The sequence below is a fragment of the Lacibacter sp. H375 genome (genome assembly GCF_037892425.1).
In the GTDB taxonomy this organism is placed as follows: domain Bacteria; phylum Bacteroidota; class Bacteroidia; order Chitinophagales; family Chitinophagaceae; genus Lacibacter.
Genome location: NZ_JBBKTT010000001.1, coordinates 202681 through 229201, shown reverse-complemented (window position 1 = coordinate 229201; position 26521 = coordinate 202681). Strand labels below are relative to the sequence as shown.

Genomic DNA, 26521 nt, shown 5'->3' with positions numbered 1-26521 from the left:
AATGATGAGTAATGAGTGAGGAGTGTTTATCCCCTCCCTGGAGGGGCGACAGAGTGTTGCACTAAGGAATGATGAAAGGGGTGGGTTGAAGATGAATGTAAGAAAGCCGTACAAGAGTGCGACGCAACGATGAACAAACACGCACAACAGTTGATAACCATAAAAACAAAAAAGTTCACACAACTAAAAAACAACATACAACTATGACAACGGAATCACCCACAAACGGAACAGCAATGAGCGCACAGGCTGTCAATAACAACCCCATCATCGTGGGATTGGATATTGGTACAACCAAGATCGCTGCTATTGCCGGACGTAAGAATGAGTTCGGCAAACTTGAAATTCTTGGCTTTGGTCGTGCAAACTCCAGCGGTGTGCAACACGGCATGGTGTTAAACATCGATCAAACAATTAAAGCTATTGAACAGGCTTTACAAAATTGCTATGCAAGCAACCCAAATCTTGAGATCAACGAAGTATACGTTGGTATTGCAGGCCATCACATTAAATCATTGCAAACACGTGGCGATATTGTTCGTCAGAACAACGAAGAAGAAATTGCGCAACGTGAAATTGATCAGCTCATCGGCGATCAATACAAAACATATATTCCTGCAGGTGATCAGATCATTGATGTGATACCACAGGAATTCACCGTGGATAACTTTCAAAACATTCCTAACCCAATTGGTTATAGTGGCGTGAAAGTTGGAGCAAACTTCCACATCATCACCGGCGATAAAAATGCGATCCGCAATATTAATCGCAGTGTTGAGAAGAGTAATTTGAAAGTAAGAGATCTTGTATTGCAACCTTTGGCATCTGCTGCTGCTGTTATGTGCGAGCATGATCTTGAAGCAGGTGTTGCCATTGTTGATATTGGTGGTGGCACAACTGATCTCGCAGTTTTTTATGAAGGTATTTTAAAACATACTGCAGTTATTCCATTCGGTGGTGAGAATATTACCAACGATATTAAAATGGGATTAGGTGTATTGCGTACACAGGCAGAACAAATGAAAGTGCAGTTTGGTAGTGCCTTGGCTGATGAAGCAAAATCAAATGCGTTCATCACTATTCCTGGCATTCGTGGAATGGCGCCGAAAGAGATCAGTGTAAAAAATCTTGCGCACATCATCCAGGCACGTATGAGTGAGATCATGGATTTTGTAACCTATCATTTAAAGCAGGTTGGTTTAGATAACCGCATGCTCAATGGTGGTATTGTGTTAACAGGTGGTGGTTCACAATTGAAACATCTTATTCAGTTAACAGAATATGTAACAGGATTGAATGCACGTATCGGTTTCCCGAACGAACATTTGGCTCCGGGTCATATTGATGAGTTGGCTAAGCCAATGTATTCAACATGTATCGGTTTGATCATGAAAGGCTATAATGTATTCGAGAACACACAGAACAAGTTGAAAGGAATTGAAATAAAAGAAGAACCGGTTGCAGAAGTAGTGAATGTATACGATGAGCAATCTGAAACGCATGTGGTGCGTGTTAAAAAACGCAAGAGCCTGAAAGGATTTATGGACAGCATTAAAGACGGGCTGATTGATTTGTTTAACGAAGAAGAAGATCGCAAGCTTTAAATACAGTCTGCAGCCGATAGTCCTTAGTAAATAGTATAGGGCTATCAACTGACAACTATCGGCTACCGACTTCAATAAAAAACTTACTAACCCAGCAAACCCGGAAAGTTATGATACATTTTGATCTGCCAAAGGAAAAGTCATCCATCATCAAAGTAATTGGTGTTGGTGGCGGTGGTAGCAATGCAGTAAATCACATGCATGCTCAAGTTATTGAAGGAGTAAATTTTATTATTTGTAATACAGATGCACAGGCAATTGCGCAAAGCATGGTGCCAAATAAAGTGCAGTTAGGTCCGCATTTAACGCAGGGCCTTGGTGCAGGTGCCAATCCTGAAATTGGAAGACAGGCAACAGAGGAAAGTTTAGAAGAATTAAAAACGATGCTGGAGGTGAATACCAAGATGGCGTTCATTACTGCAGGTATGGGCGGTGGTACCGGTACGGGTGGTGCACCCATCATTGCAAAAATTTGTAAGGATCTCGGCATTCTTACTGTTGGTATTGTTACAACACCATTTGGTTACGAAGGAAAGAAACGTATTCAGCAAGCAGAAGATGGCATTGGACGTTTGAAAGAATATGTTGATACATTACTTGTGATCAGCAATGATAAACTGCGTCACCAGTTTGGTAACTTGAAAATGAAAGAAGCATTTTCAAAAGCAGATAATGTATTAGCAACTGCTGCAAAATGTATTACTGATGTTATTAACAGTACTGGTCAGATCAACGTCGATTTTGCGGATGTATGTACTGTAATGAAAAACGGTGGTGTGGCTATTCTTGGTAATGCAAGTGCAAATGGTGATAACCGTGCACAGCGTGCTATTGAAGAGGCATTGAATTCACCATTGTTGAATGATAATGATATTAAAGGCGCAAAATGGATACTTATTAATATCAATAGTGCAGAAGGTGAGCATGAGTTCACCATGGATGAAGTTGAGATTATTCAAAACCATTTGTTGTCACAAGCTGGTGAAAACACCGATGTGATCCTTGGTTTAGGTTATGATAGTACGTTAGGTGATAAGATCGGTATTACACTTATTGCAACAGGATTCGAAGCAAAAGATCCATTCGATAAAAAACCTGCTGTTGTTGAAGAAGTAAAACCGAAAACAGAAAAGATCGTTATGACTTTGGCTGAGCCAGAGAAAAAAGCATATTCACAGCCCGCTCTTTTTGCGGAGGAGCCGAAGCCAACTCCGGCACCTGCTCCGGCTCCTGTTGAAAATGTTGCCCCTGCCGTTACTAAAGAGGTAAATCTGCAACCTGTTTTATCAACTGAAGCACCTGTTGTAAAAGTGGAAGTAACAGCAGCACCTGTTGTTGAAACAGAGAAGATCGAATTTGTATTAGAGCCAATTGCTCCTGTACAAACTATGCAACCTGAAGTAACAGCTCCGGTTGCAGAAGTGAACGAAGAAGTGGTAATGAAACAGCCGGTTCAGGAAGTAAAACCTACAAGTGCATTCCTGAAGAAGCCAACGATGATTTATGTAGAAACAGAAGAAGAATCCATTCCGGAAATAAAGGCCGAAGAAAAACCGGTTGAATCTCCCGTACAACAATTGCACATTGTAAAGGACGAGGAAGAGTCGTTCGAAATGCAGTTGGTGGAGAAAAAAGAACAACCAACGGCGGAGAAAGAGCTTAGGGCCGATCAAAATGTTCATCTTGCTTCTTCGGAAGAGCCTCCGGTAACGGATGAGGCAGAAGAGCAACGGAAAAAAGCAGCCGATCGTTTACAGAAGTTGAGAAACCTCTCGTTTAACATTCATGGCAGCGATCCGAATAATGAGTTTGACACTGTGCCGGCATATCTCCGCCGTAATTTAGAATTGTACAATACAATTTCGCCTGCAGAAAATTTCTACAGCAATTACACTGTACAAAGCGATGAGAATAACCAGGCGCAGATCAATACCATCAACACATTTTTAGATGGTAAAAAACCAGATTAATGACTTGCTCTATGTTTCAACATAGAGAAATCTTTGTTTTATAGTTGTAAGGTGAATTTTTAGAATCGTTGATTTTTATTAGTTGTGTAAAACCCCTCTGCTTTACGGAGGGGTTTCTTTTTTTGTCAAACCTTAAACATGAGAAAACGAAAGTCTGCCATTTATACTTAAACGAATCTAAACATGCATTCTTGAAAAAATAAGTCCGGCGATCAATGTTTGGAAAAAACCATATAACAACCAGGTTCCTATAGTTAGCAATGAAACATTGATGGCACTATAAGTAATTAGTAAGGAAGGAACAGTTGCAATTATTACATAGATGAATGCCATTTCAATACCCTGCATCAATGCATTTCCTTTTAGCAATGCTTTAAACCTGTTCCAGAACCATGCAAGGCCAAAAGCCAATAAAACAGGATGAACATAATAAAGGAGATTGCGTGATTCATCATTGACAAACGAAGGATTATAGTATTCTTCGGCCACTTTTGGTAGCAGGATGGGCATCACCAATAAACACAGGTAAGCAAACACCAGTAGAACGATGCTTGCAATAAAACCGGAGCTGATGATTTTTTTCATGTACAATAATTTGCATACGAAAGTAAAAGGCAGGGGCTTTCAGGTAGCTGACAGGGATAGGTGAAAAAGATGATCTTGATCATAGTTTGATATTTCTATTGAAATGTCTGTAATAAGTAATAATAAGCGAAAATATAACCATGATTAAGGCAGATAAAATGCCATACGCATTTTCCTGATCAATGATAATCGAAGTGCTACATGATATAAAAATAAATACTTAACACAGAAGTATAGTCAAAGAAAACCTTCATGTACGTAAATGAGTGTTTAATGGATTTCAACTCAAGAAAAAGAAGTTTTATAAGCTGATACTTTGTGAATGTATATATCTTTTTTATCCTTCTTTAAATATCTCTTACGCATTGATTTTGAATAGGAACTGCGTCTTATTGTTTGTGATAAGTAAAAGAAAATTTCTCTTGGCACAGTTTATGATTTTGGATGAGTGTTGATGTAAAAAAACTTTATCAACACTTTTAAACCTCTGGAAACATCATCTGTCTGTATATCCGTTGAAAAGCTGCAAAAGCTTTTATACATATTCAATCATCAAAACAAAACAGTATGAAGAACAAGATGAAACAGTTATCCGTAGCAGCAGCAGTAATGCTTTTAGGAAATGCAGCATTTGCACAAGTAAACCTTAACTTGAACAGCACAACAAGTGCGGTTACAAAAGCAACAGTGAGTACAACAAAAGTGGCAGATGTTGTAAGTAAAACAACACAGGCTACAACAAGAGTTGTGAACGCTACTGGTAAAGTGGTGCAAACAACAGCAAATGTTGCAATACGCACAACTGCTAATGTATCAGCAAAAACAAATGCTGCAACTAATGCAACATTAAAAAGCAGCAATGCAAAAGTTACTAATGAAACAGCCGTTGATGCACGTTTGAAATCTGAGACAAACGCAACAGAACAGGGGAAAGGTATTTCTGCTGAAGTAAAAGAAATGGTAGTTGCTGAAGCACAGGGCATCCGTACTGCAGAAAAAGAATTACGGAATGATGTTAAGCCCGGCTTAAACATCAGCAGCAATACCAATGCTAATGCAAACGGTGAAGTAAATTCAAACAATGCATCTGCAAATGGCGAGATCAATGGTAGTGCAGAAGTGAAAACTGATGCCAAAGCGAAAGCTGATGCAATGAAAGAAAAAGCAGAAGCAAAAGCTGCCGACGCAAAGAAGAATGCAAAAGCTACAGTGAAGAAAGTAAAGAAAACAAAAGTAAACGCTAATGCTGAAGTTTCTGCAAGCAGTAATTCAGCAGTTTCAGCTGGTCGTCAGTAAGGTGAATATTTTGTATTGACGATTGGGAAAGAAGGTCCCGCCACGGCGGGACTTTCTTCTTCAAACCTTTATCAAACCGTAAAGCCATGAAAAAGTATAAACAACTGTTCTTATTTCTTGTGCTCGTTAATCCGCTCATTCTTTCTGCACAGGGCGATAGCACAAAAGCTGATGCAAGGAAGCCGGTTTTTACAGCCAACATAGCCCATCAATCGCTTGTACATTTTCTTGGCCGAACAGATAGTTTGAGTAGTAACGCAACATTACCAATTATCAGCTATCAATTGAAAAATGGATTGTATGCACAGGGTGCAGCTATTTTTATTGCAAACAGTGCGTTGCCTTTTCAGTATACCGGTGGAAGTGTAGAACTTGGCTATCGTTTTCCGGAGAGTGATAAATTTTCAGGTAATGTATTTGTGTCACGGTTTTTATATAAAGACGAATCAGTGCTGGTGCAGTCAGCATTAAAATACCAAACAGGAATTAACACGTCCCTTCAAAATAAAATTGTCAATATAAATCTTGGTGCTGATCTGAAGTTCAGCAACAATACCGATATCGGTGCAACAGCAGGACTTGATCATTTATTCATTATACCGTTAAAAGAAGGTGAGGCAAAAGCATTTGCCATCAATCCTACAATAACAGCCTATGGTGGTACACAACGCTTTAGCGAAACGTATCAGAAAAAACAAAACAGTACGGTGGGGGGGCTGCCCGTTGGTCCACCTCAAACGGTAACTGAAACCAGGAATGTAAATACATTTTCCATTTTAGCTTACGAATACACAATGCCACTTGTATTGGTGTGGGGTAAGTTCAATGCAGTTTTGAGCCCATCTTATGTAATGCCGCAAAACCTCATTACTTCGAACGGTGAATATGGACGCAATCGTTTTTATGTAACTGCAAGTGTGGGTGTGCGTTTATAATAGACAACAAACAACTCTACATATTGCAAAGCCCCGATATTTTGATCGGGGCTTTGCATGTGCCCGGGACTAAACAGAGTTCAAACTTTCTACTTGCCGATATTAATCAGTTGATTTATTTTATGTAAAATAACGGTCAGGATATTCAACTGTTAAATTTCTTTCCCGCTTTAAACTCAGAAGGCGATACGCCAAATTTCGATTTGAATACCGTAGAGAAATATGCCTGCGATGCAAAACCTACTTTGAATGCAACTTCGGAAATTGACAGGTCTTCGCTCGATAATAAGAATCTTGCTTTTTGCAATCGTACCGTTAAAATATAATCATTAATGTTTAATCCAATTAACGCCTTTGCTTTTCGGTAGAGTTGTTTTTTTGAAATGCCGATCTCTTTACAAATGTCATCAATGGAGAAGTTCTCGTTTTCAATATTGTTTTCAACAATGGCTGTAAACTGATTAATGAACTTACGGTCTATCTTATTTGCTGAGTTGCTTCTTGTTTCAGTTGGCAATTCACTGGTATAATGTTCACGCAATACAGCCCTGTTCTTGATTAAGTTCTTGATGGTTTCTTCGAGGTACTCAAGGTTGAAAGGCTTTACCACAAATGCATCGGCTTGCGTGCGGATGCCTTCAATCTGTTCTTCAATACTTCCTTTAGCCGTTAATAAAATAACAGGAATGTGAGAAGTGCGGATATCCTGCTTTAATACTTCAGTGATTTGCAAACCATTTTTTCCCGGGAGAATGATATCGGAAATGATCAGGTCAGGAATTATGTCAAATGCAAGAGCAATGCCTTTATCACCGTGTTCCGCTGAATGAATTTCATATTGTTGGCCGAGACGCTGCTCTAAAAATACACGTAGGTCTTCGTTGTCTTCAATCAACAGAATAGAATGCTCTTTTTCTGTCGTTGAAACAGTTTCTGACTCAATATTCATTGGTTCAATATCGGTTGTATAGATCTTAATGTCCTCGTAAAGACTTAAACTTGGTTGAAAAGTTATGATCTCCTCCGGCTTCAAATGTTCTTTCCCAATGGGCAGCAATATTTCAAACGTTGTTCCTTTACCTTTTGTGCTGTTGACAGAAATGCTGCCGTGATGAAGTAAAATCAGTTCTTTAGAAAGTGACAATCCAAGTCCTGTACCCTTTACTGCACTGTCTTCACCCTGGTAAAACATTTCAAATATATGTTTCGCTTCTTCTGGCGACATACCAATACCGCTATCTTCTACTTTTATTAGTGCATGTTTCCCATCAATTGTTTTATCGATCATTACATGAATAAAACCGTTTCCATTTGTAAATTTGAATGCATTTGAAAGGAGGTTGAACAATACTTTATCAAGCATTGTTGCATCAAACCAAAGGCTGAGATCTTTCACCTTGCTGTCGACACTAAACGAAATTGATTTCTTTCTTGCGAGATCCTGAAATGCATTGGTGATATCAATTACAAAATTTGAAAGGTTGTTTTCAGAGGCACGTAATTTCATTTTTCCTTCTTCGATCTTACGGAAATCCATCAGCTGGTTGATCAGGCGCAAGAGACGAATGGTATTCCTGCGGATAAACTCAAGGTCATTCTTAATTGTAAAATGAAGTTTAGAAGATAATAATGCATCTTCAAGTGGCCCCATGATCAATGTAAGAGGAGTACGCAGCTCATGCGATATATTGGTGTAGAAATTAAATTTTGCATCTGTTGCTTCCTTTACTTTCCCCATTAATTCAATTAACTGATTACGTTGGTCGGCAATTTCTTCTTTTTGTTGTTGAAGAGTTTCTTTTTGTTGAGCCAGTTTGCGGGTGATCTTTTTATTTTCTTCAAGGTAATAAAATACAATACCTCCAAAGATCAGTGCCAACGCAAGTGTAACGGAAATAGCAATAATAATATTTGACTGGTTCTTCGATACGATCACCTGGCGGTTAATGATTTTTTGTCTTCTGTCAATATCCTCCTGCTGGGTAAGCACTTTTGCATTCTGCAATTTCATGATTCGCACATTGGAAGAGTCAATGATTGTGGTGAACAACTGGTTCTCTTTCTTGTAAGGCTTTTTCTGCAAAATATTTACCGCCGTAAGAATAGCCTCGCCACCACCCGTTGGGTAAAGCACAGTGGCATCAATATAATTGTTCGCCACCATATCAAGACCTTCATCTTTTAAAGGCAAGCCGTCAATGCCTATGATTTTTATCTTTTTTTCTAATCCTAAACGTTTGCAGATTTTGTACATGTCAAAGGCCATATAGTCGTTCTGCGCATAAATAAAATCAACATGTGGATTTGCCAGCAGGAATTGATAGACGGGATTCTTTGTGCTTGAATCAGTAAGGTAATTGTTGAACCGTTTAAGATAGTTAATACCCTTGTAATCGTCGATCACATCCATAAAACCCTTATGCCGGTCTATTACCGGTGACGCATCGGGAATACCCGTTACCTCAATCACATTACCTTTTCCTTTTAATACAGCTGCGGCATAGCGTCCGGCATTTTGCCCCACTTCAAAATTTGAAGCGCCAATAAAGGCAGTGTATTTATTAGAGCTGGTCCGACGATCGATCACAACTACAGGGATGCCTGAATCATAGGCTTTTTCAACAGCAGGTGTAAGAGGGTTTACTTCGTTGGGCGATACTATGAGAAGGTCGATCTCCTGTGCAAGCAGTTCATTTATTTGCTCAATCTGCCGTTTACTGTTTCCATCGGCATTTTTATATATCAGTTCAATGTTATTATGAAAAGAAAGCTCCCTGTTCATTTCTGCAAGCATCGTCTTTCTCCAGCTATCAGTACCAAGGCATTGAGAAAAACCAATTCGGGTCTTTTTTTCATGTCTGTTACTACAGGACGAAAAAGACAAAAGAAAAAACAGAGTATATAAAACAAGCAAACCTTTTCTACACAGCATACATTTCAGTTTACGAACTACAAAGTAACCAGGCAACCTGAATGCAATTTGAGATATTTTCTTAAGAACGCATTTTCAATAATGTTCCTTTTCATTCAATTTCGGGTCATTCCCGGTTAGATAGTTTGTTTTACGAACCTTGGCTTGTCCATTTTTCAATAATCTGCGACTCAATTTTAGAAACAATGTGAGACATAAAAATGAATTATGGAATGTAAGTACAATGTTTTTCAACTACTTAAATGAAAAAAAGAGAATGTCCCAATTTTAAATGATTTTGACCCTATACTCAACAGCATTGTTTGTTGCAAAATTGAAATTTGAAGCAACAAATGATTGCTTATGTACGCAAAAAGCGTTTTCACCTGGTCGCTCGTAATTGCCATAGGAGGTTTTCTTTTCGGATTCGATACTGCTGTGATCTCCGGAGCCGAACAATCTATTCAAAAATATTGGGGCCTTACTACCGTTGAACATGGACTTACAGTTTCTATTGCATTGATCGGAACGATCATCGGTGCCATCTTCGGCGCAATTCCATCAGACAGATTGGGACGTAAAAAAACTCTTATCCTCATTGCAGTGCTTTATTTGTTATCATCCATTGGTACCGCTTTGGCTACTGATTGGTGGGTATTCCTTGTTTTTCGTTTTATGGGCGGACTTGGTGTTGGAGCATCTTCTGTTACAGCGCCTATTTATATTTCTGAGATCTCTCCCGCAGAAAAAAGAGGACAACTGGTTGGTATGTTCCAGTTTAATGTGGTGTTGGGAATTGTGGTTTCATATTTATCAAATTATATCATTGGACTGTCGGGTGAGCAATCGTGGAGGTTGATGTTGGGCATACAGGCAATTCCATCCGCACTGTTTCTGATCCTTTTGCGGTTCGTTCCTGAAAGCCCACGTTGGTTGATACTGAAAAAAGGAGAAAATGCAAAAGCGCTAGAAATTTTTAAACTCATTAATCCGGCATCGGCCGATAAAATAGTGCAGGATATTACGCTTGGTAATAACGTAAATGATGCCCTGCAATCTGAACCATTATTTTCAAAAAAGTATCGCACACCTGTAATGTTGGCCATGTTGTTTGCCATCTTTAATCAGGTGTCTGGCATCAACGCTATTATTTACTATGCGCCACGCATTTTTGAAATGACTGGTTTAGGAACCGGATCATCACTTTTATCTACCATTGGTCTTGGCGTTATTAATTTCATTTTCACTTTACTCGCTATGAATTTTATTGATAAGGTGGGGCGAAAAACATTGATGATGATCGGGTCACTCGGTTTGATCCTTACACTGGGACTGGTATCGTACTCTTTTTATATGCAAAACTTCAGCGGCATACTCGTTCCATTATTCCTGTTCACATACATTGCTTTTTTTGCTTTCTCACAAGGAGCGGTGATATGGGTATTTATTTCTGAAATTTTTCCAAACCAAGTGCGTGCAAAAGGACAAACACTTGGCAGTACCACACATTGGGTAATGGCAGCAGCTATTGCATTCTCTTTTCCATACCTGGCAGAGAAGGCGGGTGGCGGTAATACATTTTTATTCTTTTGTGTGATGATGTGTATACAACTGGTTTTTGTATGGAAGGTAATGCCCGAAACAAAAGGGAAGTCGCTTGAACAGATAGAAGGCGCACTCATTTTACATTAATTACTAAACTCAGTATAATAAATATGAATCCGAAACATCCTGTTGTTTGCTTTGGTGAAGTGCTATGGGATATTCTTCCGGGCGGAGCCGTGCCGGGTGGTGCACCAATGAATGTGGCTTTTCATTTGCAGCAATTGAAAAAAAATCCTGTACTTATTACAAAAATCGGGAACGATGAAGAAGGTAGAAAATTGAAAACAATTTTTTCTAAACGTGGAGTATGTACTGATTTTTTTCAGATTGATGAATGTTACGAAACAGGAAAAGTATATGGCAGGCCGAATGATGATGATGAAATGGTATATGATATTGTAAAACCATCAGCATGGGACTTTATTGATTTGCAAAACAACCATACCGATCTTGTTCAGCAAGCAGATTATTTTGTGTATGGAAGTTTAGCAGCACGCACACAACATACAGGAAGAACATTGTTTCAATTGCTGGAAGCAGCAAAGAAACCTGTGCTGGATATTAATCTGCGCATACCACATTTTACACCACAACTGTTAAGAGAATTATTGTCAAAGGCGCAGTTCTTAAAACTCAATCAGACTGAACTTAAGTTTGTAAGTTCATGGTTTTGTGATTACAAATTAATTGAAGAGCAGATGCAAGTAGTAATGGAACGCTTCCATATTGCTGATATGGTTGTTACTATGGGTGAGCATGGTGCGGTCTTAAATATGAACCAAACATTTTACCGTCAGGAGGGCTTCAATGTTACTGTTGCAGATACAGTTGGTAGTGGCGATGCATTTCTTGCAGGCTTGCTGTCAAAATTATTAGAAGGAAAGAGCGGGCAGGAAGCGTTAGAGTTTGCCTGCGTCATTGGTTCTTTCATTGCAACTAAACATGGTGCCTGCCCGATGTATGAATTACATGATATAAAAATACCTATGGAAACATGCTGAAATGTTTTTGAACTTTTAAACCAATAAAAACTACGACTTATGCGAAGGTTGCTTTTTGCTATTGTTTTCTTGCTTGCTGGGTTTAATTTATTTGCACAGCAAAGACCAGTTTCCGGTACGGTTACTGTTAAATCATCCGGCTCGCCGTTACAAGGTGTAACAGTGCAGGTTGGTAACTCATCCGCCGTTACCGGTGCAGATGGGAAATTTTCTCTTGCTGCTTCTGATGGCAGCATTATTACATTCACCTTTACGGGTTATAAATCTTCTTCGCTAAAAGTAGTATCCGGGTTGACGGAGTATACCGTTGCGATGGAAGAAGATCCACAAAATCTTGAAGAAGTTGTGGTGGTTGGTTATACAACTGAAAAGAAAAAAGATCTGAAAGGTGCTGTTACTGTTGTAAAGATGGGTGATGCACTGAAGGAGAACAATGCAAACATTGTTGCTGCTTTACAGGGAAGAGTTCCCGGTCTTACAATTTCAACAGACGGTGCGCCGGGCTCTGGAGTAAACATAAACCTGCGTGGTCTTGCGAGTTTTAATTTTAACACACCACCATTATTTATCATTGATGGTGTTCCTACCTACGATTTCAACGGGTTAAGCCCGAATGATATCGAATCATTCCAGGTATTGAAAGATGCGGCTTCGGCTGCTATCTATGGTGCAAGGGCATCAAGTGGTGTTATCGTTATCACCACAAAAAAAGGTAAAGCGCAAAATGCGAAAATTACATTCGATGCTTTTTATGGCACAAGAAAACTCCGCAACAAACTTGATATGTTGAATGCACAGGAGTATGGTACGGTGCTTTATCGTGGTTATAATAATGACGGGATCAATGTTATTCCCGGTGAAGCATATGGTTCCGGCCCGGCTGCAGTAATTCCTGCCTTTATTGATGCTGCAAAAACATTGCCTTCTGCAAATACTGATTGGCAGAATGAAGTGTTTCAGCCGGCCAACACAATGGCTTACAATCTATCAGTAAGCAAGCTCGCTGATAAATCAAACTTTTATTTTGGTGTAAACTACAATAAAGAAGAAGGATTGGCCAAACATACGTTCTACGATCGTCTTACTGCACGTGTGAACACAACATTTAAAGTAGGTAAACGAATTACATTAGGAGAAAACCTTTCAATCAGTTACCTGCGTGGTAACAGGGAAAATGAAGGTCGTGTGCTGGAAGCAGGATTTATTCAACTGCCCATTATTCCGTTGAAAGATATTAATGGTAACTGGGGCGGACCTTCCAATACCTACAACCTTGGTGATTTCAGAAATCCATTGGGCGATCTTAACCGCTACAAGGATAATGTAAGCAAAGGCTGGCGTATGTTTGGTAATGCTTTTGTGGATGTAGAGATCGTAAAAGGTTTAGTATATCATGGTTCTATTGCTATTGATAACGTCGCTTCAGGTCTTAAATTTTTCGAAAACAAATATGTGATGGGGCGTTTCAGCAGCGATGTAAATAAACTTACTCAATCTGAAAACAGAAGTACAAATATCACCATCACAAATACACTTGCCTACAACAGAACATTTAACAAACATGATGTACAAGCGTTGGCAGGTTACGAATGGATTAACAATGAATCATATAACCTGTTTACCCAAGCCAGCGGTTTTTTTGTAGAAAACCGTGACTATCTGTATCTCTCAGCGGCATCTGATATCATCCGCAGCGGTGGAGGTGGTGCCGAATATGGTTTGATCGGTCAGTTTGGTAAAGTAGGGTATACCTACGATAGTAAATATCTTTTCAGCGCATCTATTCGTAGAGATGGTTCTTCACGGTTTGGTGAAGCCAATCGTTATGGTTATTTTCCGGCTGCCTCTGCTGCATGGCGAATCAGCGAAGAAAGTTTCTTCAGCAAAAGTTCATTGGCAAAGAAAATATCTGACCTGAAGTTCAGAGTTTCATGGGGACAGAATGGTAATGACAATATTAAAGATTACAACTATGCTACTTTCTTTGGTCCAAGTATAGATTATGCCAACTATGATATTTTTGGTAATAACAATATCAGCAACTGGAACGGAGCTACAGGTTTTATTACTTCAAGCATAGGTAATCCGCTTACCAAGTGGGAAGCTGTTTCGCAAACAAATATTGGTTTTGATCTTGGACTGTTTAATAACAGTTTATATATTACTGCCGATTACTACATCAAAAAATCAAATGATCTTTTGTATCAGCAACAATTACCGGGTACGGTAGGTGAGGGTACACGTCCTTTTATTAACGTAGGAGATATAGAAAACAAAGGAATAGAATTGCTGGTTAGTTATAAAGGCACAGCATCTAAAGATCTGAACTACAATCTTGACTTTACATTCACTTCAAACAAGAATAAGGTATTAAGCGTTGGTTTAGATGGAAAAGATATTCAGTATCCAGGTCCTCACATCATCAAAAAAGGATTATCTATTGCTGAGTTCTATGGCTACGAAGTAGATGGCATTTTCAACAGCCAGGCCGAAGTAGATGCGCACGCTGCGCAGGATGGTAAGAAGCCTGGTATGCTTCGCTTCCGGGATCAAAATAAAGATGGAAAAATTGATGCTGATGACAGGATTGCATTAGGTAGTCCCTTGGCAAAAGTACAGATGGGATTAAATGCAAACGTAAGCTATAAAAGTTTCGATCTTACTGTCTTCTTCGATTCAAGATTAGGTAACAAGATCTGGGATCAAACCAAATGGAACCTCGACTTTCTTGGATATGTTTCCAATCATGGTAAGAATTTGTTGAACGCATGGACTCCCACAAATACAAATACGACGATCCCTATTCTTACCAACAACAACGCATCTTTTAATAAAATTAATTCCAGTTATTATATCAGTGATGGATCGTATTTCCGGCTGAAGAACGTTACACTGGGGTACAGTATTCCAAAATCAATTTTGAACAAAGCACATATTGCAAGTTTACGTGTTTATCTGCAGGCTGATAACCTGTTTACTGTCACCAAATTTAAAGGATACGATTTTGAAACATTGAATGCTGATCTCGGCTCTTTAGGCGTAACTGCTTTTGGACAGTATCCACACTCAAAAGGATTTTCATTTGGATTAAATGTTGGTTTCTAATCAAGTAAAAATAATAAGTATGAAAAAGAGATATATAATTATAGCGGGATTACTCATTGCGACAGTTTATTCCTGTACGAAAATTCTTGATCAGGCTCCTAAAGGATCTCTCAATACAGAGACGCTAAAAAACAAAGAAGGAGCAGAAGCATTGGTAATAGCCTGTTACTCCATTTTAGATAATAAAGATCCACAACCATCGTGGGGTTGGGGAAATGTTGGCAGTAATTTGTTGAATAATGCTTCTATGTGGGAGAGCGGAGATCTTCGTTCGGATGATTGTTACAAAGGTGGCGGCGGAACAGATGACGTAAGCGAATACGGACAAATTGAATTAGGTATTCTGCAAACAACAAACGCTGCATTCCAGGTTATCTGGAAAGGACATTACGTTTCAATATCGAGATGTAATAAGGCATTACAGCTTTTAAATCAGTTAACGGATGCTGAGTTCCCTCTACGTCAGCGCAGAATTGCAGAGGTAAAGGTGTTGCGTGGGTTTTACTATATGCGCTTAAAACAGCTCTTCCGCACATTTCCATATATTGATGAAACAGTTGTTACAGGGCAGGAAGGTGAAGTAGCAAATAATCTTACAGAAGCACAGCTGTGGGAAAAAATCGTTGCAGATTTTAATGCCGGTATTACTATTCCATTTGATGGACAGGATGCTGGACGTGTAAATAAATACGTAGCATATTCTTTTATAGCAAAAGCGGAAATGTTCCGTAAAAATTATGCTGCAGCAATCACTGCTGCTGACCAGGTGATCAGTTCTGGTAAATACCAGTTATTGAATAATCTCGAAGGTTTGTATTCAGACCCTGCGCTGGAACGTGCAGGTGAAAATATTTTTGCCATTGAAGCAAGTGTTGGCGGTGGAGCAGAAAGCAATGTAAGATTCAATTGGGGTGATATCTGGGTGGCACCATCAAATGGTCCATACGGTGGTGGCGATGGATTTCAACGGCCCTCACAAAACTTAGTGAACGCATTTAAGGTCGATGCAAATGGTTTGCCCTTACACGATACTTATAATAATTCAGATTTACCCGCAGCCGACATTGCAACGCCTGTTGATCCAAGACTGGATCATGCGATCGGTCGTCCTGGTATTCGTTGGAAAGATTATACAAATAGTCCGCAAACAATTGGCTGGGCACGTGCTGAAGGAACATATGGTCCTTATGTTAAAAAGAAAAATCTCATTTACGTTAATTCACCGTTCCGTGCAACAGCATCAACTGATTTTCCATGGGCTGGTGGTGCGTTGAATCTTCCTTTCTTAAAGTATTCTGAAATTCTGTTGATTAAAGCAGAGGCCTTGGTCGAATTAAATCAGAATTTGGATCTGGCTCGCACATTGATCAATCAGTTAAGAACAAGAGCAGCAAATACGCCAAAAGTCAAAAGTTTCTCTAACCCGGCAATCAATGCCGCCAATTATCAAATTGGTTTATATCCTGCAACGGGATGGACGCAGGACTATGCACGGAAGGCAGTTCGGTTTGAACGGAGATTAGAACTTTGCCTTGAAGGCTTACGTTACTTCGATCTGTTACGTTGGGGTGTGGCAAAACAAGTAATCGATGCATATAATAATACAGAAAAAACAAAACGTGTATACTTAGGAGCAGCAACATTTAATGCACCAAAAGTTGAATACTACCCAATTCCGCAAGCAGAGATCGATATTAGTCGTGGAAAACTGAAACAGGATCCAAACTATTAATTGGAACTACATATCGGTCAATTAAATAGAGAATTTAGTTGAGACAAGTTTTATCATAATCAATAGTTGCCGGGGCTTTTCTAAGCCCTGGACTTTTTAAAGCAAGGAGTTTATTACTATGAAGAAGTATATTTTAATGGCCATAACAACGGTTGCTATGTTTAGTTGTAAAAATGAAGCTGAACAAAAAGTAACTGAGATCGACTATCGTCCGCAATATCATTTTACAGCAGATTCAAACTGGATCAATGATCCAAACGGATTGGTTTATCACGACGGAGAATATCACCTGTTTTATCAATACAATCCGTTCGGTACAAATTGGGGTCATATGGCATGGGGGCATTCGGTAAGCAGCGATCTCCTTCAATGGAAAACATTGCCGGTTGCATTGTATGAAGACAAGAATTTTCATAACAAAGATTCCTCAATGATCTTTAGTGGAAGTGCTGTGATGGATACACTCAATACAAGTGGTTTCGGTACAGGTGAACATCCACCAATGGTGGCAGTATATACATCCTTTGAACATAAAGGAAGAAGGCCAGGCACATCTGAGTACATTGAAGTGGCACAAACACAAAGCATTGCCTATAGTATTGATAAGGGTCGCACATGGAAAAAGTATGAAGGAAACCCTGTCCTTGATGTTGGCTCGATGGATTACCGTGATCCGAAAGTGTTCTGGTATGCACCACAACAAAAGTGGGTGTTGTTATTAGTAAAATCCGACAGGCAGGAAGTATGGTTTTACGAATCAAAGAATTTAAAAGAGTGGTCTTACATGAGTCGCTGGGGACGTAAAGGAAATACAGCTACTGTTTGGGAATGTCCTGATCTTATGGAAATGAATGTTGCAGGTACCAACGAAAAGAAATGGGTGTTGCTCGTTTCTGCAGGTCATCGCCAGGAAAAGTATGTAGGTATGCAATACTTTGTTGGTGATTTTAATGGAAAAGAATTTACTACGCAGAAAGATTATACCGAACCCGTTTATTTAGATTACGGGAAAGATTTTTATGCAGCTGTTTCTTATAATAATCTTTCAACTCCAAGAAAAATAATTGTTGGTTGGGCAAGCAACTGGACATATGCTCGTGAAATTCCAACAGGTTCAGTTTGGCGTGGTTTGTATGCCGTGCCACGTGAATTCGAACTTATAAAATCCGGTACTGACCTTGTGTTGATTCAAAAGCCGGTGCAGGAACTGATTGAAAAACGAAAAGAAGTATTATCACTCAGTATGGAAGTGTTGACGGCTCCGCTTCGTTTAAAATATGCAGGGTTATCTTATGAAATGGAATTTACGCTCGATCCGAAACAAGCTGTTAAAGCAGGCGTAAAATTATTAAAAAGTGCAAATGAAGAAACCGTTCTTTCTTTTGATAAAAAAACCGGTGAGTTGATGCTTGACAGAACAAGGTCGGGCAACGTAAGCTTCAGTACAAAATTCCCTTCTGTTGAAATGGCTCCTGTTGCCTTAAAGGATGGAAAGTTAAAGATCAGAGTTCTGGTTGATAAATGCATTGTGGAAGTTTTTGTGAACGATGGAGAAACAGTGTTGACTGATCTTGTTTTTCCAAACGAAAAAGAAGGTCTCATCGAATTTTTCTCAGAAGGTGACCAGGCAGTGATCAGTGATCTGAAAATATGGGAGATCAAAACAAACAAGTAAGAAATCAATCCAGAACCACTAAGTATGATTCGTTTCTTCTTAATAACCATTTCCTTTTTTTGTTCAATGCAGTTGTTTGCAATGCAGGATACACTCGTGCATTTGAATTTTGAAAAAGCAAACGGCAAAACTATTTATAATCGAAAAACGGGAAAAGCAATTGCTGTTTCAACTGTACGTAAACAAGCAGAGCTGGTGCCCGGAGCGGTTGGTAAAGGGTTACGAACTGATGGTTACTCCACTTTTGTTGCAGTTGATATTGCAACAGAGAAAAAAGGACTTTCAGCAATGGGATGGTTTGCATTGGAAACTTATCCAACGGATACAGCTGGCTTTCTGTTGTTACAGAATAAAGCCGGAACAGAATGGATTGCGGCCGGTATTAACCAATTTGGTTACCCGGTATTGGAAATTTCGGAAAACGGATCTACTCATTTTTTTACAGCAACAACAACTGTTGAACGATTCAAATGGCTGCATATAGCTCTTGTTACTGCCGGCGATTCGGTTAAATATTATATCAATGGGAAATTGATGTTGTCGCAGGCTGCTGAAAACAGAAATACTTATCGGCAGCTGGTTGTTGGTAGAAACGGCAAACAGCGACACATCCTCCAATTTCCATTGAACTATTTTAACGGTATTGCCGATGAAGTTATCTTATTGAATAAGGCTTATCAGCAAAAAGATATTGCAGCTATAAACTATACATTAGTTGAAAAGAGAAAGCCAAATCTGAGTGTACCTTTTGTGCGTTTCAAAGACGATTTTCATCGGCCAAAGTATCATTTGATTCCGGCTGCAAACTGGACAAACGAAACACATGGTTTGATTTATTACCAAGGTCGTTATCACATCTTTAATCAGAAAGATGGGAACAACTTACTACTCCGAAATATTAATTGGGGGCATTTCAGTAGTAAGGATATGTTGCAGTGGACAGAACATAAACCTGTTCTTTCGCCAGGACCTGATTATGATCGGTTGGGAATTTGGTCTGGTCATTGTGTACTTGATCCGCTAGGCAAGCCGGTTATCATATACACCGGAGCGTCTTCAGATACATCGTTTGGAATGCATCTTGCATATCCTGAAGCTGATGATCTGCTTAGTTGGAAAAAGTATGCGGGTAATCCCGTTGTAAACGGAACTCCGAAACAATATACCCGTTTCGATTTCCGTGATCCTTATATCTGGAAAGAAGGTTCATCTTATTACATGGCTGTTGGATTTGGTATTGATGAAAATAATACCAGGCGAGGTGCTTTGCTTTTATACAGATCAACTGATCTGAAAGAGTGGATGTTTCTGCACACTTTGTTTGAAGGAAAACCTTCTATTGATGATTCAGGTGTGTTTTGGGAAATGCCTGTGTTTTGGAAAGAGAATAATAAATACATTCTGCTTGTAAATAAAGTACCATACAAAAAGGAGCCGGCAAATGCATTGTACTGGATCGGTGATTTTGTAAATGAGAAATTTGTTCCTGATAAAGCTGTGCCACAAAAGCTGGAAGTGATCAATCAATTACTTTCGCCGTCAGTTGCAAAAGATGAGAGTGGGCTTACGACTGCCATTGCCATCATTCCTGATCTTGTTACCGCAGAGGCTCATTACAAACAAGGATGGGCACATCTTTACAGTATTCCTCGTGTGTGGACGTTGAAGAATAATAAACTTTGCCAGCAACCTCATCCTTCTTTAAAGAAGTTGCGAACAGATGTAACTACTTTAACTAATGTGGATGTTTTGCCTGGGAAACCGATACTGCTAAGCAAGAACAAACAACAACTGGAAATTGAACTTGAGCTTGATCCTAAAGACTCCAAACGTTTCGGCGTTGTTATCGGCAAACATCCCCATGATAAAGAATACACGAAAATTTATTTCGATTTCGATCAGCAGGAGTTTGTGGTTGATAAATCAAGATCATCATTGGATAAAAATATTCCGAATGAGGGCAGAAGCGGAACGTATAATTTAAGTAGAAACCAAAAGGTAAAGATTCGTTTGTTTATTGATGGCTCTGTAGTGGAGTGTTTTATTAATAATGAAGATGCGTTCACTACCAGAATTTTTCCACTTAAAAGTATAAGTAACGAAGTGCATTTGTATTGCGAAGGAGGTGAGGTAAAATTGAGTAACGCAACAGTGTGGAAGCTTAGATCATCAAATAACCAAACAGAATTTTAGTTAGTAGGGCTTGCTTTGTAAAAAAAGAATGAAGAATATGAGGTTGAAACAAGTAATATCAGGTATTGCAATATTTGCCTGTAATACAGTGTTTGGGCAAGATACTATTGCTTACTGGGGATTGAATGAAGCATTGGGTTCAACAACAAAAGAGGCGATCACAAATACCGATTATGTCATCCACAGCAAATGGCCAACAGTTGAGCGAGTGCCGGGTATCAAACAAAATGCTTTACGAACCGATGGATATACTTGTTGGGTTGATGGTGATGTAACAAATATTTACCCTGTTGATTCGTTTTCGGTTTCTGCATGGCTGGCGCCGGAAGTTTACCCGGTTGATATGGCAGCCGTATGGAGTTACTATGATCAACCTTCAAATAAAGGTGCTTACATAGGCATTAATAAATTCGGGAATGTGGTTGTTAATTTTACCGTCAATAACCAGGCGGTTACCATTAGCTCGCTGATGCGGGCAGAACATTACAAATGGAATTTCCTGGTGATGAATGTGGATGCAGTGAATGGGAATTGCACGGTATATAATAATGGCATAGAGATCATCAATCAAAGTTTTTTACCTGGTACACTCAGTTGGCCTTCCGGCAAAACATTTTTAGCAAGAACATCTTCCACTGTAAACGTTCAAACCATTTATCCTGTCAACTATCTAAACTGTATTGTTGATGAAGTGATCGTACGCAGGAAACGTTGGACACTTGGACAGGTACAACAAGAGTATGCAGCGTTAAATCCCGCTTCTACTCCTGATATGAAAACTCCTGCGTCCCGTTTTGCAAATGATTTTCATCGTCCTAAATATCACCCTGTACCCAACAATGCATGGGCCAATGAATCACATGGTTTATTTCTTCACAACGGTGTCTATCACATGTTTTACCAGAAGAATGGAAACGGACCTTTTTTCTCTCAACAAAACTGGGGACATCTTACAAGTACTGATCTTGTAAACTGGCAGGAGAAGCAACCTGCTTTGTATCCGCAACCCGGTTGGGAATCTGTTGGTACATGGTCCGGTCATGCTGTGAAAGATGATAGTGGGAATCCAACTTTGATATACACCGGAGTAAATGGTGCATATGCAGGTATTGGTTCTGCGCAATCAAGTGGTGAGTTTAACGTCTGGAACAGGAACCCTGCTAATCCATTAATTCAACGTGCACCTGTGTCGCCATCTAACAAAGATTTCAGAGATCCATATGTATTTAAAGAAGGGAATACATGGTATATGATTATTGGCACTGGTATCAATTCTCCTGAAACAGGAACTGTGTTCTTGTACAAGTCAAATGATCTTACAAACTGGCAGTACGTAAAGCCATTGTTCATTGATAATTCAGGATATAACAGTGTGGGCATTTTTTGGGAGATGCCCGTTTTCTGGAAATTTGGATCGAAGTATTTATTACTGGTGAATAAAACACCTGTTGGCCCAACACCTGCAAAAGCATTTTATTGGGTAGGTGATTTTTCAAATGAAACATTTACGCCAACAAATCCTGTTGTGAAAAACCTCGATATTATTAATTCATTGTTATCTCCGGCTGTGAATGTTGATGCCCAGGGAAGAACTGTTGCTATTGGTATTATTCCTGATCTATTGCCAACGCATGAACAATATGAAAATGGCTGGGCAAATTTTTTCAGCCTCCCACGGGTATGGCAAATGCAGAACGATAGTTTATTTCAAAGTCCGCATCCTAATCTTAATACAGGTCGTGGCACTCTGTATAATTTTAATACCATCAACTTGCAATCCTCTGCTGCAAACTATTTAAACTTAAAGGGATTTCGTGCAGAAATAAAAGCAACCATCACAAAAGGAACTGCAACCAAGATTGGGTTTACATTGCTTAAGAATTCCGGCAACAGTGAATACACGAGGATCTACTACGATTACAATGGGTTATCTTTTGTCGTTGATCGTTCTAAAGCATCGATGAATCCAAATACGCCGAGAGATGTTCAGTCGGAATTTTTCATGTTTCCCAATAACGATCCCGTTGAATGGCATATATATACCGATGGCTCGGTTATAGAAGTATTCATCAATGACAAATGGGCATTTGCATCAAGGGCATATCCAACTGATCCTGAAAGCAAGATCATAGACTTTTTTATTGAGGGCGGTACTGCAACTGCAAGCAATGTGCAAGTGTGGGACAGAGGTGATGTTACATCAACCATAACAGGTTTGTTTGATCCTAATTCTTCCATTTACAAAAACATAAAAGTATATCCTGTTCCAGCCATTAAGCAATGTATAATACAATTGCCTAAAGAAGTAAAAGGTCAGATAAAAACAAGTCTCTACGATGTAAGCGGGAAAATGATACGCACAATTGATCACAAAGTATTGTTACCGGATCAACAAATTATTTGGGACCTGAAAGATCAGCAAGGGCTAATGGTGAATACTGGTACTTATTTTTTGGTGGCTCAAGTAAATAATAAAGACTTGTATAGGTCAAAGATTTTAGTCATTCGAAATTGATTTTATATGAAACATGTAGTTTATGTATGCAGTTTTGCTTGTTGTATTTTCTTTTTATCCTGCAGTCAAGAAACATTGTTTGAAAAAGTGAGTTCATCTCATTCAGGAATTCATTTTAATAATCAGATTAGTGAAACCGATTCGATGAACATCATTGATCAGGAGAATATTTACAATGGTGGCGGAATTGGTATAGCCGATTTTAATAACGACGGTTTGCAGGATATTTACTTTACAGGTAATATGATCAGTAATAAACTTTATCTCAACAAAGGAAAAATGCAATTTGACGATATAACAACAATTGCAAAGGTTGAAGGAGAGGGCAAGTGGAGCAGGGGTGTTTCAATTATTGATATTAATGACGATGGATTACAGGATATTTATATTTCTTGTACCATGCTAAGTGATTCATTAAAGAGAGAAAACATCCTTTATGTGAATCAGGGAAATAGTAACAAAGGTCTACCGGTTTTTAAAAACTTGGCAAGAGAATATGGATTAGCAGATAACAGCTACACAACGCAATCAGCATTTTTTGATTATGATAATGATGGCGATCTGGATGTGTACATGACAGTGAACATGTTTGCAAAGAGGGACAATGGAAATGCATATCGACCAATCTTGAAAAACGGAGAACATCCAAATACAGACAAGCTTTATCGGAATGATTGGGATTCAGCAAAGCACCATCCGGTTTTTGTTGATGTGTCAAGGAAGGCAGGCGTGTTGCAGGAGGGGTATGGGCATTCTGTAACTATTTGTGATCTGAATCTTGATGGATGGAAGGATGTATTTGTCGCAAATGATTATTTATCAGAAAATATACTTTATATAAATAATCGAAACGGAACATTTACAAATCATTCAAGCGAATATTTTAAACATACGGCTTACAATGCCATGGGAGCTGACGTTGTGGATATTAACAATGATGGGCTGAGCGATGTGATTGAACTTGATATGAATCCCGAGGATAATTACCGAAAAAAAATGATGTTGAATTCAGGTAATTATCAGTCGTATATCAATAATACTTATTACGGATTTCAATATCAATATGTACGTAACATGTTGCATGTAAATATGGGTTTGGTAAATGATGGGGGAGATAGTACAAAGCGTCCCGTTTTTGCTGAAACTGGTTTTTACAGTGGCATCGCTGAGACCGATTGGAGCTGGGCACCACTTGTAGCCGATTTTGATAATGATGGTTTACGTGATATTATTATCACAAATGGCTTTCCTCGAGATGTAACCGATCATGACTTCATGGTATATCGCAACAGTACTTTTGCATTGAACGACCGTAAAAAACTATTAGCGATGATACCGCAAGTTAAAATCGAAAATTACGCTTATCGAAATACAGGTAACATCCGGTTCGAAAACGTTGGATTGAAATGGGGATTTAATGAGCCTTCATTTTCAAATGGAGCTGCAACAGCTGATCTTGACATTGATGGAGATCTTGATGTGGTAATTAATAATATAAATGACAAAGCTTTTCTTTATGAAAACAAGCTAAATAATTCGGAAAATAAATTAAAACATTTCCTGGCTGTTAAATTAAAATCACCTGCTCCAAATAGAAACGCATATGGAGCATGGGTTACAATTTACTATGGAATAAATAAGCAGGTGTATGAAGTAAATCCTGTACGTGGCTATTTATCTTCAAATGAACTTATGGCATGGTTTGGCTTAGACAGTATTAATCATGTTGATTCAGTCGAAGTAATATGGCCAGATAATACGAAGCAAGTTCAGTATAACGTTGTTGCTAATAAAACTCTTGTGATTGATAAGTCACAAAACAGAGAAGTATTTAACTGGAAAAGGCCAGATGAGTCTGCTATGTTTACAGAAGTAAGCAATCAGTTACAAGTCAACTATCAACATCAACCTAAAGATTTTAATGATTACAATATTCAAAAATTATTGCCTCATAAATTATCGGAGATCGGTCCGGTAATTGCAACCGGTGATATAAACGGAGATGAACTAGAAGATTTTGTTGTAAGTGGGAATAATAACATTCGTTTATTCTTTCAACAAGAAAGCGGGCAATTCAAAACCGATTCATTGTTGATTGAACACACATCAACAGATGCTGATCTTCTTTTGTTTGATGCAGACAATGATGCTGATCTTGATCTATATGTATGCAGAGGCGGCTATGAGCAACCGTCAGGATCTTCTTATTACACTGACGCATTGTTCTTGAATAACGGACAGGGGAAGTTCCTTGCATCAATTGATTCGTTACCATCTGTTCCAATAAGCAAATCTTGTGTACGTGCTGCAGATTTTGATAAGGATGGTGATATCGATCTTTTCCTTGGAGGAAGAGTAGAGCCCGGCAATTATCCGAAAGCAGTTTCATCGATCATACTTCGCAATGATACCAGGCAAGGGAGGGTAAAGTATACAGATATTACCGCATCGGTTGCGCCGGTATTGCAAAAAGTAGGATTGGTTTGTGATGCTGTATGGAATGATTTCAATAAAGACGGGGAGGTTGATCTTGTAGTTGTTGGTGAATGGATGCCAATTACTTTCTTTGCAAATAAAGGCGGCAAGTTCGTCGATGTTACAAAAAGTACAGGTCTAAATAATCAATCAGGCTGGTGGAATTGTATTAAAGCTGCAGATCTTGATAAAGATGGTGATGTGGATTTTGTTGCAGGTAATACCGGGCTCAACTCTTTTTTTACGTTCAACGAAAATAGTCCTGTCAATAATTACTATAATGATTTTGATAAGAATGGCCGCTTCGAATTTGTAACAACGAAATACTTAAAAAACAAAAAAGGAATATTACAGGAGTTTATTGCAAATGGAAGAGACGATGTGATGGATCAAATACCGGCACTTAAGAAAAGGTATCTATCCTACAGTAGCTTTGCTGATGCAGCTTTGAAAGATATATTCTTAGCCGAGCAATGGAAAGGCGTTGAACAACATACCGCTTCCTATTTTAAAACTGTTGTTATACGCAACAATGGAAATGGTGTCTTCCGTTTTGAAGAACTTCCGTGGCAGGCTCAGCTCTCTGCTGTAAAAGATATATGTATTGATGATTTTGATAAAGACGGCATCAAGGATATTGTATTAACCGGAAATGATTTTAGTTTTGAAGTAGTACATGGCCGGTTAGATGCCTTCAATGGTTTGTTTTTGCAAGGACTTTTAACCGGTGGCTACCGTTCCCTTTCATTGAACGAAAGTGGTTTATATATTCCGATGGCCGGAGCTAAGTTGCGGCAATTAAAAACTGCGTCAGGTTTGAGTTTGTTAATTGCATCGCAATACAACGGAGATTTAAAGGTTTTTAAGAAAAATTGAAAGATGCACTTTGAAATAACAAAAAGCGATTCTATTGAATCGC

General features: G+C 38.9%; 14 protein-coding genes. 12 read left to right on the top strand and 2 right to left on the bottom strand.

Annotated features, from left to right (window positions below):
• Positions 1–203 precede the first annotated feature (203 nt).
• Together ftsA and ftsZ are read left to right on the top strand one after the other, a co-directional pair.
• Positions 204–1604, top strand: a complete 1401-nt coding sequence (ftsA, locus tag WG954_RS00960) for a cell division protein FtsA (RefSeq protein ID WP_340432712.1) — start codon at positions 204–206, stop codon at positions 1602–1604.
• Between the two features lie 110 nt (positions 1605–1714).
• Positions 1715–3574, top strand: coding sequence for a cell division protein FtsZ (gene ftsZ / locus WG954_RS00955; protein WP_340432710.1), 1860 nt, complete (start codon positions 1715–1717; stop codon positions 3572–3574).
• A 177-nt stretch (positions 3575–3751) separates the two neighbouring features.
• Here ftsZ and WG954_RS00950 read toward each other — a convergent pair whose 3' ends face one another.
• Entirely contained in the window at positions 3752–4159 is a 408-nt protein-coding gene (locus tag WG954_RS00950; RefSeq protein ID WP_340432709.1) for a hypothetical protein, read from the bottom strand.
• Positions 4160–4726: 567 nt separating this feature from the next.
• Here WG954_RS00950 and WG954_RS00945 point away from each other — a divergent pair.
• Both WG954_RS00945 and WG954_RS00940 read left to right on the top strand, forming a co-directional pair.
• The gene (locus WG954_RS00945) at positions 4727–5455 is read left to right on the top strand and encodes a hypothetical protein (protein ID WP_340432706.1); all 729 of its coding nucleotides are present in this window, start codon (positions 4727–4729) and stop codon (positions 5453–5455) included.
• 86 nt (positions 5456–5541) lie between these two features.
• Positions 5542–6390, top strand: coding sequence for a hypothetical protein (locus WG954_RS00940; RefSeq protein WP_340432705.1), 849 nt, complete (start codon positions 5542–5544; stop codon positions 6388–6390).
• Between the two features lie 145 nt (positions 6391–6535).
• Here the strand turns inward: WG954_RS00940 and WG954_RS00935 are convergent, their stop codons facing one another.
• Positions 6536–9322 (bottom strand): hybrid sensor histidine kinase/response regulator transcription factor, encoded by a 2787-nt coding sequence (locus tag WG954_RS00935; RefSeq protein ID WP_340432703.1) that lies wholly within the window; start codon positions 9320–9322, stop codon positions 6536–6538.
• Between the two features lie 342 nt (positions 9323–9664).
• On the opposite strand from WG954_RS00935, the gene WG954_RS00930 reads away from it, so the two are divergent.
• From WG954_RS00930 to WG954_RS00895, 8 genes are all read left to right on the top strand, one after another.
• Positions 9665–10993 (top strand): sugar porter family MFS transporter, encoded by a 1329-nt coding sequence (locus tag WG954_RS00930; RefSeq protein WP_340432701.1) that lies wholly within the window; start codon positions 9665–9667, stop codon positions 10991–10993.
• Between the two features lie 23 nt (positions 10994–11016).
• A complete protein-coding gene (locus WG954_RS00925) occupies positions 11017–11907 on the top strand; it encodes a carbohydrate kinase family protein (protein WP_340432698.1) in 891 nt (296 codons plus the stop codon).
• A 39-nt stretch (positions 11908–11946) separates the two neighbouring features.
• The gene (locus tag WG954_RS00920; RefSeq protein WP_340432696.1) at positions 11947–15012 is read left to right on the top strand and encodes a SusC/RagA family TonB-linked outer membrane protein; all 3066 of its coding nucleotides are present in this window, start codon (positions 11947–11949) and stop codon (positions 15010–15012) included.
• 19 nt (positions 15013–15031) lie between these two features.
• The gene (locus tag WG954_RS00915) at positions 15032–16744 is read left to right on the top strand and encodes a RagB/SusD family nutrient uptake outer membrane protein (protein WP_340432693.1); all 1713 of its coding nucleotides are present in this window, start codon (positions 15032–15034) and stop codon (positions 16742–16744) included.
• A 118-nt stretch (positions 16745–16862) separates the two neighbouring features.
• Positions 16863–18419, top strand: coding sequence for a glycoside hydrolase family 32 protein (locus tag WG954_RS00910; protein WP_340432690.1), 1557 nt, complete (start codon positions 16863–16865; stop codon positions 18417–18419).
• An 81-nt stretch (positions 18420–18500) separates the two neighbouring features.
• On the top strand, positions 18501–20612 hold the full coding sequence (locus tag WG954_RS00905) for a glycoside hydrolase family 32 protein (protein ID WP_340432689.1): 2112 nt from the start codon (positions 18501–18503) through the stop codon (positions 20610–20612).
• A gap of 37 nt (positions 20613–20649) precedes the next feature.
• Complete coding sequence (locus WG954_RS00900; RefSeq protein WP_340432687.1) at positions 20650–23127, top strand: GH32 C-terminal domain-containing protein; 2478 nt, start codon at positions 20650–20652, stop codon at positions 23125–23127.
• Positions 23128–23271: 144 nt separating this feature from the next.
• Complete coding sequence (locus WG954_RS00895) at positions 23272–26478, top strand: VCBS repeat-containing protein (protein WP_340432684.1); 3207 nt, start codon at positions 23272–23274, stop codon at positions 26476–26478.
• Positions 26479–26521: the final 43 nt, after the last annotated feature.

Coding starts and splice junctions, on each gene's coding strand:
- WG954_RS00915 (WP_340432693.1), top strand. CDS start 15,032: ATGAAAAAGAGATATATAATTATAGCGGGATTACTCATTGCGACAGTT.
- WG954_RS00950 (WP_340432709.1), bottom strand. CDS start 4,159: ATGAAAAAAATCATCAGCTCCGGTTTTATTGCAAGCATCGTTCTACTG.
- WG954_RS00940 (WP_340432705.1), top strand. CDS start 5,542: ATGAAAAAGTATAAACAACTGTTCTTATTTCTTGTGCTCGTTAATCCG.
- WG954_RS00930 (WP_340432701.1), top strand. CDS start 9,665: ATGTACGCAAAAAGCGTTTTCACCTGGTCGCTCGTAATTGCCATAGGA.
- WG954_RS00920 (WP_340432696.1), top strand. CDS start 11,947: ATGCGAAGGTTGCTTTTTGCTATTGTTTTCTTGCTTGCTGGGTTTAAT.
- ftsZ (WP_340432710.1), top strand. CDS start 1,715: ATGATACATTTTGATCTGCCAAAGGAAAAGTCATCCATCATCAAAGTA.
- WG954_RS00925 (WP_340432698.1), top strand. CDS start 11,017: ATGAATCCGAAACATCCTGTTGTTTGCTTTGGTGAAGTGCTATGGGAT.
- WG954_RS00910 (WP_340432690.1), top strand. CDS start 16,863: ATGAAGAAGTATATTTTAATGGCCATAACAACGGTTGCTATGTTTAGT.
- WG954_RS00900 (WP_340432687.1), top strand. CDS start 20,650: ATGAGGTTGAAACAAGTAATATCAGGTATTGCAATATTTGCCTGTAAT.
- WG954_RS00905 (WP_340432689.1), top strand. CDS start 18,501: ATGCAGGATACACTCGTGCATTTGAATTTTGAAAAAGCAAACGGCAAA.
- WG954_RS00895 (WP_340432684.1), top strand. CDS start 23,272: ATGAACATCATTGATCAGGAGAATATTTACAATGGTGGCGGAATTGGT.
- WG954_RS00935 (WP_340432703.1), bottom strand. CDS start 9,322: ATGCTGTGTAGAAAAGGTTTGCTTGTTTTATATACTCTGTTTTTTCTT.
- ftsA (WP_340432712.1), top strand. CDS start 204: ATGACAACGGAATCACCCACAAACGGAACAGCAATGAGCGCACAGGCT.
- WG954_RS00945 (WP_340432706.1), top strand. CDS start 4,727: ATGAAGAACAAGATGAAACAGTTATCCGTAGCAGCAGCAGTAATGCTT.